Source organism: uncultured Streptomyces sp., from assembly GCF_947488945.1.
GTDB lineage: Bacteria > Actinomycetota > Actinomycetes > Streptomycetales > Streptomycetaceae > Streptomyces.
Genome location: NZ_CANLBS010000026.1, coordinates 38,004 through 50,818, shown reverse-complemented (window position 1 = coordinate 50,818; position 12,815 = coordinate 38,004). Strand labels below are relative to the sequence as shown.

The 12,815-nt window shown below is 70.1% G+C and carries 12 protein-coding genes and 2 pseudogenes; 9 read left to right on the top strand and 5 right to left on the bottom strand.

The annotated features are described in order from the left end of the window. Positions 1-73: 73 nt before the first annotated feature. Genes Q0994_RS29785 through Q0994_RS29775 form a run of 3 tightly spaced genes read right to left on the bottom strand, consistent with a single transcriptional unit; the run spans position 74 to position 3,251 of the window. Positions 74-922, bottom strand: coding sequence for a carbohydrate ABC transporter permease (locus Q0994_RS29785; RefSeq protein ID WP_299540776.1), 849 nt, complete (start codon positions 920-922; stop codon positions 74-76). Next, the gene (locus Q0994_RS29780) at positions 919-1,926 is read right to left on the bottom strand and encodes a carbohydrate ABC transporter permease (RefSeq protein WP_299540773.1); all 1,008 of its coding nucleotides are present in this window, start codon (positions 1,924-1,926) and stop codon (positions 919-921) included. The genes Q0994_RS29785 and Q0994_RS29780 overlap by 4 nt, the downstream gene beginning before the upstream one ends. After that, positions 1,923-3,251 carry an extracellular solute-binding protein gene (locus Q0994_RS29775; RefSeq protein WP_299540770.1) on the bottom strand — a complete coding sequence of 443 codons (1,329 nt, stop codon included), beginning with the start codon at positions 3,249-3,251 and terminating at the stop codon, positions 1,923-1,925. Before Q0994_RS29775 ends, Q0994_RS29780 begins: the two co-directional genes overlap by 4 nt. 164 nt (positions 3,252-3,415) lie before the next feature. Between Q0994_RS29775 and Q0994_RS29770 the strand changes: the two genes are divergently transcribed. Beyond that, the gene (locus Q0994_RS29770) at positions 3,416-4,477 is read left to right on the top strand and encodes a LacI family DNA-binding transcriptional regulator (RefSeq protein WP_363325586.1); all 1,062 of its coding nucleotides are present in this window, start codon (positions 3,416-3,418) and stop codon (positions 4,475-4,477) included. A 434-nt stretch (positions 4,478-4,911) separates the two neighbouring features. Here the strand turns inward: Q0994_RS29770 and Q0994_RS29765 are convergent. Then, positions 4,912-5,370, bottom strand: a pseudogene (locus tag Q0994_RS29765) (transposase); the annotation flags it as partial. 2 nt (positions 5,371-5,372) lie between these two features. Further along, positions 5,373-5,970: pseudogene (locus tag Q0994_RS29760) on the bottom strand (IS5 family transposase); the annotation flags it as partial. Between the two features lie 352 nt (positions 5,971-6,322). Here Q0994_RS29760 and Q0994_RS29755 point away from each other — a divergent pair. The 8 genes from Q0994_RS29755 (at position 6,323) to Q0994_RS29720 (ending at position 12,561) form a co-directional block, all read left to right on the top strand. Then, a complete protein-coding gene (locus tag Q0994_RS29755) occupies positions 6,323-7,183 on the top strand; it encodes a DUF11 domain-containing protein (protein WP_299540833.1) in 861 nt (286 codons plus the stop codon). A gap of 269 nt (positions 7,184-7,452) precedes the next feature. After that, positions 7,453-8,004, top strand: a complete 552-nt coding sequence (locus Q0994_RS29750; protein WP_299540767.1) for a hypothetical protein — start codon at positions 7,453-7,455, stop codon at positions 8,002-8,004. A 170-nt stretch (positions 8,005-8,174) separates the two neighbouring features. Then, positions 8,175-8,720, top strand: coding sequence for a hypothetical protein (locus tag Q0994_RS29745; protein ID WP_299540765.1), 546 nt, complete (start codon positions 8,175-8,177; stop codon positions 8,718-8,720). A 731-nt stretch (positions 8,721-9,451) separates the two neighbouring features. Then, the gene (locus Q0994_RS29740) at positions 9,452-10,126 is read left to right on the top strand and encodes a DUF402 domain-containing protein (RefSeq protein WP_299540762.1); all 675 of its coding nucleotides are present in this window, start codon (positions 9,452-9,454) and stop codon (positions 10,124-10,126) included. A gap of 81 nt (positions 10,127-10,207) precedes the next feature. Next, positions 10,208-10,462, top strand: a complete 255-nt coding sequence (locus Q0994_RS29735) for a hypothetical protein (RefSeq protein ID WP_299540759.1) — start codon at positions 10,208-10,210, stop codon at positions 10,460-10,462. Then, complete coding sequence (locus Q0994_RS29730) at positions 10,431-10,958, top strand: DUF6879 family protein (RefSeq protein WP_299540756.1); 528 nt, start codon at positions 10,431-10,433, stop codon at positions 10,956-10,958. The genes Q0994_RS29735 and Q0994_RS29730 overlap by 32 nt, the downstream gene beginning before the upstream one ends. A 30-nt stretch (positions 10,959-10,988) precedes the next feature. After that, the gene (locus tag Q0994_RS29725; protein ID WP_299540754.1) at positions 10,989-11,840 is read left to right on the top strand and encodes a helix-turn-helix transcriptional regulator; all 852 of its coding nucleotides are present in this window, start codon (positions 10,989-10,991) and stop codon (positions 11,838-11,840) included. Between the two features lie 274 nt (positions 11,841-12,114). Further along, positions 12,115-12,561 carry a restriction endonuclease gene (locus Q0994_RS29720; RefSeq protein WP_299540752.1) on the top strand — a complete coding sequence of 149 codons (447 nt, stop codon included), beginning with the start codon at positions 12,115-12,117 and terminating at the stop codon, positions 12,559-12,561. Positions 12,562-12,815: the final 254 nt, after the last annotated feature.

Genomic DNA, 12,815 nt, shown 5'->3' with positions numbered 1-12,815 from the left:
CAGGACGGGGTTCGGATGTGCGGAAGTCAGGAGCGTGACGGCCGGACCGGCCGTCACGCTGTACGGGGCCCGGTCAGCCCTTCACCGCGCCGGTGGTCATGCCGGAGACGACGGACCGGCGGAAGATCAGCACCAGGACCGCGATCGGCACGGTGGCGACCATCGCGCCGGCGAAGATCACCCCGTACGGCACCTGGTACTGGCTGGTGAACAGGGCGATGCCGACGGAGACGGTGCGCCGGTCGTCGGAGCCGTTGAAGGTGAGCGCGAGCAGGAATTCCGACCAGGTCGCGGTGAAGGAGAACACCCCGGCCGTGAACATCCCCGGCCGGGCCAGCGGCAGGATCACCGTCACGGCGGTGCGCAGCGGGCCGGCACCGTCGATGGCCGCGGCCTCCTCCAGTTCCCCCGGGATGCCGCTGAGGTAGTTGCGCATGATCCAGATCGCGAACGGCAGATTCAGTGCCACGTACGGGATGATGAGCCCCGGGTAGCTGTTGAGCAGCCCTGCCTGACGCTCCATGAGGAACAGTGGCACGAGCAGGGCGATCGGCGGGAAGACCGACAGCATCAGCAGCGCTGTCATGATGGCCCCGCGGCCGCGCAAAGGCAGCCGGGCGAGGGCGTAACCGGCGAAGAACGCCAGGGACAGGATCAGCACCGTCGAGCAACAGGCCACGACGACGCTGTTGAGGAAGTAGTGGCCGATGCCGTTCCGGGAGAACGCCGTCTCGTAGTTGCCGAGGGTGGGAGGGGACGGCAGCAGCGAGGGCGGCGTCGCGCTGATCTCGCCGGGCCCCTTCAGGGAGGCGGACGCCATCCAGATCAGGGGCAGCGTGGCGCACACGGCGATCACCAGCCCGCCGAGGTTGACGGCATTGACGTAACGGCGCACGCCTGTGCGCGGGACGTGGCGGCTCATGCCCGCCCCTCCTCGTCGGCTTGGGCACGGAAGACGCGCAGGAACAACAGGCAGCAGGCCAGGACGATGGCGGCGGTGGTGATCGCGACGGCGGCACCACCCCCGAAGTCGAGGTTCTGGAACAGGATCCGGTACCCCAGCATCGCGACCGACTGGGTGGCCGTCCCCGGGCCGCCCTGGGTCAGGACGAACGGCAGGTCGAAGATCCCGAACGCCTGCAGGATGCGGAAGAGGACCGCGATGGCGACGATGGGCCGCAGCTGCGGCAGCGTGACCCTCCAGAACGTCGTCCAGGCGCTCGCCCCGTCGATCTCGGCGGCCTCGTAGACGTCGCCCGGGATCAGCATCAGACCGGCGAGCACGACAATCGCGACGAACGGCGTCGTCTTCCACACGTCGACGGCGACCATCGCCGCCATCGCGGGCACCGGTTCACCGAGGATGTCGGGCCGGGTGCCGAGCAGTTGCTCGCAGAGCCAGGTCACCGCGCCGTAGGTGCCGTTGAAGAGATACGACCACAGCTGCGCCGCGACCACGTTGATCAGCGCCCACGGCAGCAGGAGCAGGGCGAGGATCCACCCGCGGGCAGCACCGAGCCGTTCCAGGACGAGCGCTGTGAGCGTCCCGAGGACCAGCTCGATGAAGACCGAGACGACGGTGAAGCCCAGCGTGAACGCGAGTGCCCTGTACCACTCGGAGTGCGTCAGAAGCGTTTCGTAGTGCGCGAGGGTGGGCGAGCCGATCCGCAGGCCGCCGTACTCCAGCCGGACCTCGCAGAAAGACAGCACCAGCGAGAAGACGACGGGGAAGACCGTCACCGCCGCGATGACCAGGAGAGCGGGGGAGGCGAACAGCCACCCGGTGCGGGCGCGACGGCGGGCGGCGAAGCCTGGGGGCGCGCTCTTCGGGTACCCCCGGGACCGGGGCGGTGCGTCGCCGGTACGGCCGGTCGTCGCCGTCACCGCTGTCCTCGTCGCTGTCCTCGTCTGCTGTACTGAACTCACAGCGCTTTTCCTTCCAGGGCCGTACGCAGCCCCTCGCGTGCGGCGCGGACACCGGCCGCGGGTGAGAGGCTGCCGCGTACGACCGCGTTCGCCGGGGTGTACAGCGCCTTGCTGACCTGCGGGTAGTACGGGGTCTGCACGGGCCGGGCGACGAGTCGCAGGTCAGCCGCGCGCAGGACCGTCGGGTCGCCCGCCGCACGCGCCTGAGGGCCGCTCAGCACCGAGGTCATCGCAGGGATGACGCCGGCCTCCCGGGCGAGGAGGCGCTGCACCTCGCTCCCGGCGCAGAACCGGGCGAACTCCACGGCGGCACCCAGTTCCTGGGAGCTGGGGTTGACGAAATTGCTCCAGCCGCCCGCGCAGGAGACACCGGACCGGCCGGTCCCATCGAAGCCCGGACGCGGCGTGGCCGCGATCCTGCCACTGACACGGGAGACCTTCGGATTGCTCGCATTGACCCAGGCGTACGACCAGTTGCGCAGGAACAGCCCGCGCCCGTTGGCGAAGGCGTCCTGCGAGTCCGACTCCTTGTACGTGGCCACGGTGCGGGGCGAGACTCCGTGTGCGGTGAAGTCGGCCATGAGCGAGAAGGCCCGCTCCGCCTCGGCCCCGCCCAGTACGGCCCTGCCCCGCGCGTCCAGGACCTCGGCGCCCGCGTCGGCGAGGAATTCGGTGACGTTGGCCGTCAGCGACTCGGAGACCCCGGCCTGCCACAGGAACCCGGTCTCCACGTCGCCGGCCCTCTGCACCGTGCGGGAGGTGTGCAGCAGCTCCTCCCAGCTGCGCGGGGTGCGCAGCCCGTGCTTGGCGAGGAGGTCCTTGCGGTAGAAGAGATAGGTGCTGTCGGTGAAGAACGGAACCGCGTAGGCGCTGCCACCGAACGTGGAGCTGTCACGCAGGGCAGCCGGAAAGGCGTCCCAGAAGCCGCTGGGAAGCAGCGTCTCCACTGGCAGTGCGAGCGAGGCGTGGCCGAACTGCGCGGGCCAGGTCGTGTCGCCCAGATACACGTCGGGCTGGGGGGACCCGCCGGCGAGCTGGGTGGCGATGGCGCTGCGGTTGCCGTCCGAGGTGGACAGGGCGTTGATCTTCGAGACGCGGACGAGAGGGTGCCGCCGCTCGAAGGCACGGATGATCAGATCCGCGACGACGGCGCCCCGCCGGGAGGGGATCTCGGAAACCCACCAGGTCAGCCGGGCCGGTTCTCGGGGGACGGTCGCGGCCTGCGTGAGCAGGTCGTCGAGGTCCTTCCCTCCACACCCGCCCAGCAGACCCGCCGCGGCGACGCCCGCAGCGCTCGTCAGCAGTGCTCTGCGGTCCAGGGTCATGGCGCACTCCCTCCCTTGGGCTGTCGAATGACAGCGCTGTCACGCTAGGGAGGTTCATGAGTCGTGTCAATGGTCACAGTCGCCTGCATATAGTGGAAATACATGATGACAGCGCTGCCAAGTGGTTAGCGGTGCGAGGTGATTGTTGTGTTAGCGTCCAGCGCATGGTCGGTGAATCCGCAGTGAGGGGCGCCACGCTGGCGGATGTCGCCCAGAGGGCCGGAGTCTCGCCCTCGACCGTCTCGCGCACGCTGCGCGGTCTGTCGACGGTGTCCCCGGAGACCCGGGCGCGCGTCGAAAAGGCGGCGCGCGAGCTGTCGTTCGCGATCTCGCGCAGCGCGTCCAGTTTGGTCACGGGGCGTACGGGGCGTGTCGCCGTGCTCGTGCCCAACCTCGACTCCTGGTTCCTGGGCGCGGCGCTGGCCGGTATGGCGCCCGCGCTGAACGCGGTCGGCCTGGACATGCTGGTCTACAGCGTCACCACCGCCGAGCAGCGCGCACAGTTCTTCGACCGTCTGCCGGCCCGCCGCAACGCCGACGCCCTGCTCGTCGTCAGCTTCGCGCTCTCTCCCGAGGAGCGCGCGCGCCTGGATGACCTGGGCATGCCGCTGGTTTTCGTCAGTCAGCACGAACAAGGCAGAGCCGGCGTCTACGTGGACGACGTGGAGGCCGCCCAGCGCGGCACCCGCTATCTGCTCAACCTGGGCCACCGGCGCATCGCCTACCTGGAGCCCGCGGACGCCTCGGGATTCGCCTGGAGCAGCAGGGCCCGCCTCGACGGCTATCGCACCGCCCTGGCGGAGGCGGGTATCGAGCGGGACGACGACCTCGTCCGCCATGTCGCCGAGTGGCAGGGACCGAGTCTGGAAGCGGCGGTGGGGCGGCTGCTCAGCCTCGCGGAGCCTCCCACGGCGATCTTCGCCGAGACGGACGACATCGCCTTCAGGCTCCTCACGGTGCTGCGCGGGGTCAACGTCCCAGTGCCGCAACGGATGTCGATCCTCGGCTTCGACGGTCACGCGATGTCCGAGCCGTGGGACCTCTCCACGATGGCGCAGCCCGCCCGCCGGCTGGGCGAGGCGGCGGCGGAGCTGGCCCACCGCGTGATCCACGACCCCGAGGCGTACCGGGGGCGCCACGTGGTCCTGCCTGTGGAGCTCGTCCCTAGAGGCAGTACGGGCCCGGCACCGTCCCCGTTGTCCGGTGACGAGGGTGAAGGCGCGTGACGACGGGAGCGAGGCGTGGCCGGCCGGTTTGACCTCCCGCGTCGCCTGCCGGGCGTCAGCCGAGCCGGAAAGGGCAGGCGTCGGGTACCGCGCCCACCGGGATCACCGGGCCTCCCGTAAGGGGTCGGCCTTTTCAAGCCAGCGCCGATCGGTGAAGGCCCCGCAGAAGGGCGCTACGGCAAACGGACATCCGGGACCCGGTAAGGCCCATAAGGCCCTGCGCCTGCCCGACGACGGCCGGCACCCGCCCCCGGACCCTGGGGTGGTGCCGCCGTTCCCGACCACCGCCCCCGCCGGCCGCGACACAGGGCACGCTCCGTGTTCCCCGTCCCGCGCCGACGGCTGCCCCAGTTCCGGCTGGTCCGGAGCGGGGGGTGCCTCTATGTCGTTCGTCAAGGCATCCCTGGCGGGTTTGGGGTGGTTCGGGTGGTGGGTTAGGCGGCGAGTTCGACGTTCTTCGGGGTCCGGGATTCGTAGAAGGTGCCGTCGCGGAGCATGGCGAACAGGACGCTTATGCGTTGGCGGGCGAGGCGGAGGAGGGCTTGGGTGTGGGTTTTGCCGCGGGCTCGTTGCTTGTCGTAGTAGACCCGGGATGCCGGGTCGGCGTTCATGCAGGCGAAGGCGGAGAGGAACATCGCGCGTTTGAGCTGCCGGTTTCCGCCGCGTGGTGCGTGTTCGCCGTGGATCGAGGTTCCGGACTGCCGGGTGGTCGGGGCGAGGCCTGCGTAGGAGGCGAGGTGGGCGGCGGTGGGGAAGCTGGTGCCGTCGCCGACGGTGGTCAGCAGGACTGCGGCGGTCCTGACACCGACGCCGGGCATCGAGGTCAGGACCTGGGAAAGAGGGTGGGCCTCCAGCAGGGTGTTGATCTGGGATTCCAGAGTCCGGCGCTGTTCGTCTGGTCGGCCCGCTCCGAGATCACGGCCTGAAGGCCTCGCCTGCGCAGGACCTGACGAATCGCGCGGGACGAGTACGCCTTGTCCGCGATGACTGCATCGGGCCTGCGGCGGGGCCGCCCGGCACCGGTCCGGGGCACCCTCAGCTCGTCCATGACCGTGTCGAAACGGTGGAATCGTTCACGTTGCCGGGCGTGACGACGACGGCCAGGGGCAGGCCCCGGCCGTCGCAGGCGAGATGGATCTTCGTGGTCAGCCCGCCGCAGGACCGGCCCAGCGCCTGGCCAGCCGACACGCGTGCCGGATCCTCCAGTTCGTCCCCCGCTGCCGCCGCTTTTTTCGGGCGCCGGCGGCGTGCTGATGGGCCCGGTTGATCGTGGAGTCCACCGACACCGTCCACTCCACGGCTCCGACGGAGTCATCGAGGACCTGGACCTGTTCGAGCAGACGGGCCCAAGTACCGTCCGCTTCCCAGCGGGCGAACCGCTCGTAAGCCGTCTGCCACGGCCCGTAGCGTTCCGGCAGGTCACGCCACGGGGCACCGGCCCGCAACCGCCACAACACCCCGTTGATCACCTGCCGGTGATTTCGCCACGGCCGCCATCCCGCCGTGCGTCCCGTGTGAAAGCCGCACACGGGGCGCTGATCTGCGCGCCCCCACGCGCTCGTGCGGAGGAGTGTGCGCGCCCCTCCTGAAGGGCTATGGCACCGGTGTCCGAGCGAACTGATGATGCTGGTGTCACAAGGCAACCGCCCACCGATGCCGACTGGCCGCCCTGGTTCGCGCGGTCGGATCCCCGGGGCCGGTCACTGTCCGCCGGACGACGAGAGCGGCCGCCCGTGAGCCCCGCGAGGGCACGGCGCGTGTGCGCTCTGCCGGCGAGTGCCGCCGCCCCGACCCCCGGCTGCCCGCCACCTACGCCGCACCCAAGGAGCCGAGACCGTGCACACCATGCGCTTCACGTTTCCCAGAGACCGGTTTCTGGCCGGCTTGATGACGGCCCTCATGGCCGCCCTCATGATCATGGCAGTACCTGGCCAGGCTCACGCCGCCGACACCGTCACCGCCACCCCCTCCACCGTCGTGGCGGGGGAGACCTTCACCGTCGACTACACCATCGACCTGCCCGCCGGCGCCAACAGGCGGGTGATCTTCAGTGTGAAGGACTCCGCACTCGGAGAGTTGCCGGACTTCACCTCGCTCGTCTCCTGTACCGGCAATGTCTCTGCCTGCGGCGAACTCGCCACCGAGTACTTCGTCCCGGTGGGCGGCTCGACGGCTCCCACAACGAAGTCCGGCTCCCTGACCCTGCGGGTGGATCCCGGCACCCCCGCGGGCGAGTTCGACCTCTACTACGGCTCCGCCGACATCTCCGGCACGAACTTCCTCCGGCCCGGTCCCACGGTCACCGTGACCGCCGCCCCCCAGGCCGATCTGTCCTCCGGTACGGCCCTCACCGGCTCCGCCGTGGGAAGCACCATCAGTGTCACTGCCCAGGTCACCAACAACGGCCCCGACACCGCCGGCGGCGTCAACCTCACTACGACCCTGCCCGCCCAGGTGAGCGGCGTGACCGGGCTCCCCGGCGCCTGCACCTTCAATGCCACCGCCAAGACCGTCACGTGCACCGCACCCACCCTGGCCACCGGCCAGACCACCGCCTACACGTACACCGCCCAGCTCAGCCTGCTCTCCCTCGGCGCCCTCCCCGTCTCCACCACCGCCACCGCCACCACGGCCGATCCCGTCCCCGCCAACAACACCAGCAGCGGATCCTGCACCGCCGTCACCTCTCTGGTGATCCTCTGCTGAATCCGCCCCCCACCGAACCCCCGGGGCCGCGCCGGCACCCCACCACCGGCACCGCTCCACCCCCCCGTCGCTCCACAGAGAGCCTCGGGCCTGGAAGCAGCAGACCATCCGACCCGCCCGCGCCTCCTTCCCCCGCCTACCGGAATCGCCCGCCACGCATCAGGCCCGGCGGGTGGGCTGCTCGTGAAGGCAAAGACCAGCCACTGTGATGCACGCCGTTGTCTCCCCGACAGCCGACAGAAGGACCCACGATGCGAACCGCGAATCCCATGACGCGCACGCGGAAGATCGCGATGCTCGCCTCCAGCCTGCTCCTGGGACTGGCCGGCACCATCGCGCTGCCGTCCACCGCGCACGCGACCCCGATCGACGTCACGTGCCTGACCGGGAGCCGGAACACCCACTACACGCCCCCGCTCACCAACACCTCCCAGGCGCACCAGCTGGACATCAGCGAGAACTTCAGCTGCCTCTCCCTGCTCGGCGGCATCAGCAGCGCCTCCAGCACCAGCACCCGCACCGTCACCACCAGCTGTTTGCTGTCGGTCCAGACGCCGCTCACCCTGCCGGCCCGCACCATCACCTACCACTGGAACACCGGCGCCTCCAGCACGGTCACCTACCCGGCCGTCACCGCCGCACGGGCCGCCGACGGCACCGTCACCGTCATCTCCGTCGGCGCGGTCACCGCCGGCCTCGGCATCGGACAGACGGCCACCCAGACCACCGTCGAACCCAACCTCAACCTGACCGCTTGCTCCACCACCGGCCTCAGCGACACCAACAGCATCCTCAACACCCTGATCATCGCCCCCCTCTGACCCTCTGGCGGTCACTCACCGAGCCCTCGGCGCCCCGCAGCACGCATGCCCCACCCCGCCCTTGAGGAGAACCACAGTGATCCGGCATCCCCTGTCCTTCCTCACCGCGCTCCTCCTGCCCCTGGCCCTCTTCATCACGGCTCTGTCCCGCCGTGCCCCCGGGAAGTGAAATGAAATTCACCTTGCTGAAGCGTTTCGCCTGCGTGGCAGGCGCTTCCTCTCTCATCGCAGGCACCATGTTCCTCACAACGGGGACAGCCCATGCCTCCGAATCAGGAAGCCCCTCGGGAGTGACGTGCGCCGTCACACTGGAGACCCAGTTCAGCCCCGGCCTGACCTTCACCGAGCAGTCCACAACGCTGAGCTTCGATGCCAGGTACCGCACGTGCGTTTCCGACGATCCCACCCTGACGTCCGGAACCCGTACAGCCAGCAGTACCGTCGTCCGCTCGTGCAACAGCCTGGCCGGTACGAGCAGCGGGACCTACACCATCTCCTGGAACAACGGCCAAAGCAGCACCATCAACTACAGCCGGAGCGCTACCTACGTTGCGGGCCAGGCCGTCCAGGTGGACACCGGGATCGTGGCGTCCGGAGAGTTCAGCGGCCGCAACTATCTCTACGAGACAGTGGGCCCGCAGCCGAATCTCCTGCGCTGCGCCACCCCCGGCGGGGTCACCTCACTCACGTCGGTGGGCACCGTAATCATCTTGTAGGCGCAATACCGGTGTTTTAGATTCTGCTGCTTCGCGATCAGCGAAGGAGCGGACTTGAGGAAAGACCAGCCGAGCAGGTCGGCATACGGCACGGGCCCGGCCCTCCGACGGATCGGAGGGCCGGGCCCGTGCCGTACTAGACAGGTCTCATGAGACGCAGCAGAGAAGAGACCGCGCCCCAAGACCTGCCGGGTGACCTGTGGCATGCCCTGGTTCAGCACCAGCACACCCACCCGACGCGGTGGGCCGTGTCGGGCCGCTCGCCCGCCCGGCCGGGCTGCTGTCCTTCACCGCGGCCGCCGACACGATCCTCGCGACCGGGGTGCAGCTGACTGGAGCAGAGACCATGCACGAGGTGAACGAGACACTCCGGGCGATGACCGGCAACCTGCCCGCGCCCATTTCAGTGGCCCCGGCGTCGCCTTGGAGGTCACGCTCGGCAGACGGCAGGAGCTCCCGATCCACACCGCGCACACCGCCGGGCTCACCCGGCTCTTCCATGACGCCACCTACACCATTAGCGACCGCAACGATGCCGCGAGCGGCTGCTGCTCCCACTGCGACGGGACCGGGCGCGCCCGCTTCCTGTGGGAGCCGGCCCCCGGGGAAGCCTGACCGAGAGGGGGGTGGGTAAGCCACCCCGAACGGCGGCTTGCCCACTCAGCCCCCCGGGCGCTGAGGTGGTGCCCGCCCGGCTGGACGTCCCGGCCGGGATCGCGAGGGAGGCACCGGTGAAGACCTTCACGACGTGGGAGACGGCCGTTCGGCGCGACGTGCACCGCTGCGGGCGGGCGTGGAGCGAGCAAGCACTACGGGTCCTCGCCGACACCAGCGAGGCGCTGGTGACCGCCTGCGCGCCCGGTGCTCAGGCGCTGTGGCCGGCCCTGTACGCCAAGGCCCGCGCCGACGGCGACCGGTCGGTCCGTACGGAAGCGTTCGACGCGATGGCGACGGGGGAGTGGGAGCTGGCGCCCGGGGTGTGGCAGGAGACGGAGCTCCTGCTGTGGAAGCCGCCAGCGGCGTGGTTCAGCATCAACGCCTTCTACACCGCGGGCGGGCTGAGGAACTGGTACGTCAACTTCGAGCACCCCACCCGCCGCACCGAGATCGGGTTCGACACCTTCGACCTGACCATCGACCTCGTCATCGACCCCGACCTCAGCACGTGGACGTGGAAGGACGAAGACGAGTACGCCCACGTGCGGCGCCTGGGCATCGTCACCGACACCGAGCACCAGGCGGTGGAGTACGCCCGCTCCCAGGTCCTCGCGATGCTCGAGGAACGCACCGGGCCGTTCGCGGACGCCGACCGGTGGGCGGCCTGGCGCTGGGAGCCGGCCTGGCCCACGCCGTGCCTGCCCCGGCGAGAGGAAGCCGGCCCGGGAGCGGTGGCGGCGAGCCGGTGATGCCGCGCCCTTGACCGAGGCGCCGGTGCGCGGGACGGTCATTGCGCAACTCCACGCAACTGGCTCGCCCGGGAGGCGATCATGGCGTTACTTTTCTTCGGCACGGACCCGAACTCCGGTGGAGGGAACTGCCCTGCGGTGTGGGTGGACACCGAGGCCGCTGAGGGGCCGGAACTGGTTCTGCAGGGCAAGTTCGCCGACACGGCGACGCGGGCCGCGTGCAGTCAGGACAGTCCGACGGCGGATGACGAGGGCGTCATCCGGCTCTCCGTGCGGATGATCGACCAGATCAGGAAGGCGTGCGATGCCGCAGAAGCCGCCAGCGCTCAGCTTTGAGGACCTGCTCGACTCCGCCCAACGGCACGCCCTGCACCTGGAACTGCGGGACGTCTACGCCGTGGGGGAGGAGAGGGCGGTCTACGACGCGTTCCTGCGCGACGGAAGCGTGCCCCCGGACGACTCGGAGTACTGGAGCGGGTGGCTGCCGCTGGTGAAGCGGACCGTGGCGCGCGGGGTGAAGGTCTACCGGGCCCGGGTCGTGTCCGAGCCCGTCACCGACTACATCCGCTTCGAGCACGCCATCACCGACGCCAACCTCCGCGCCGGCGAACAGGTCCGCTGGCTCCCCCGCCGCCGCGCCTCCACCCTCGCCCTGCCCGGCAACGACTTCTGGCTCATCGACGACCGAATCGTGCGCTGGAACCTGTTCTCCGGCGACGGCGAGGCCCTCGAGCCCGACCACACCGACGACCCGCAGGCCATCAAGCTGTGTGCCGAGGCGTTCCGCTCGGTGTGGGACCTGGCCACCGACCACGCCGACTACCGCATCTGACCGACGCACAACCCAAGGGCCACGCACCTCATGACGACCGCCTCCCCCTCGTCCAGCGCTCAGGCGGCCCGCGAGGCGCTCGCCGTCCGGTTGCAGCACCTGCGCAAGGACGCCGGCCTCACCGGGAAGGAACTCTCCGCCCGGTGCGGCTGGCACCCCGCCAAGACCACCCGCATCCAGAAGGGCGCGGCCGCACCCTCCGACAGCGACATCCGCACCTGGTGTTCGGCATGCGGCGCGGACGACCAGGCCGACGACCTCATCGCCACCGCCCGCGCGGTCGACTCGATGTACATGGAGTGGCGCCGCCTGCACCAGGGCGGCATGCGCCAGGTCCAGGAGGACTGGTACGCCCTCCACGAGCAGACCCGCCACTGCCGCGTGTACCTCTCCAACGTGCCGCCCGGCTTCCTCCAGACCCCGGCGTTCGCGACCGCCCTCCTGACCCAGATCACCCGCTTCCAGGGCACACCGAACGACGTCGCCGAAGCTGTCGCCGCCCGCGTCGCCCGCTCCCGGTTCCTTTACGAGGGCGGACACCGCTACGTCGTCCTCCTCGAGGAGTCCGTCCTGCGCTTCCGCACTGCCGACCCCGAGGCGATGCGCGGGCAACTGCGCCATCTCCTGACGGTGATGCCACTCGCCTCGCTCTCGCTGGGGATCATCCCGTTCACCACGCAGCGCACGGTGTGGCCGCTGGAGGCGTTCTACGTCCACGACGACACCATGGCCGTGGTGGAGACGCTGACGGCGGAGATCAAGGTGACGCAGCCGCGCGAGATCGCCGACTACGCGAAGGCGTTCGCCGGCCTCGCGGAGATGGCCGTCTACGGAGACGCTGCCCGCGCCCTCATCCAGGCCGCGATCGACACCCTGGAGTGAATTCCCGCAATTACCCGCAATCAAGTTGAGGGCCAATCCGATTGCTCCGTAGCGTCGAATGACACCGACGCATCCACCCATCGGAGGCGGTGCCCATGAGCGCATCCACACCTTCCGCACCCGCCCCTGTACGGTGCGGCCCACGGTCCTCCGTCTTCGGCCGGCCTTCTCCGGAGCTGCTGGCACGCGCCCGCCGCGGCTACGCCCGGTTCCTCGCCCAGACCGACCACGGGAACGCTGAAGGCGCCACTGACAACCAGCAGGAGTCCCCGCGGTGACCGGCGCCCGCCCCAACGATGGCACCCCTGCCACGTGCCCCAGCACCCGTACCGTCCTGCACGACCCCGACGGACTTCTCGAAGCCGGGCTCCAGCCCGACCGCGGCCCTCACGAGTGCCTCGTCACCGCAGTCCTCGCCTGGACCGGCCCGGACACCCTCGCGATCCGCGACTACCACCAGATCGCCCTCCAGCTCACCGCCCACGCCCGCGCGCTCGCCACCGAACTCCACCACCGCACCGGCCGCCTGCCCAAGGACAGCGGCCCCAAGGCCCTCGCCGAAGTCGTCCTGGACGAGACGGACGCCCAACTCAGGCTCCTGCCGGAAGGCACCATGCGCTGCGCCCAGAACCGCGCCCGTACCGTGCGTGCCCTGTACGAGCGTCTGGACCGCCTGGCCGGACCCCGGCCCACGAGCGGCTCGCGCGCCCAGGAGACCTGATTGCGGGGGGTGCCGGTGGGTCGGGGGTCTTGGTGCTGGTGGGCACCGAGACCCCCGCTCTACACGGTGCAGGGGTGGTTGCGGCGTCGTTGGGCGGTGGCGAGAAGGGCGGTCACGGTGGCGGGTTCGGTGCCGGTGACCGTGGCGATCTGGTCGATGCTGAGGGCGAGGTCGTTGTGGAGCAGGGCGGTGTTCTCGGCGGGGTGAGGGTGTGTCCGCTGCGCCGGGCGACGGTGCGGGTGTGGTTTTCCCAG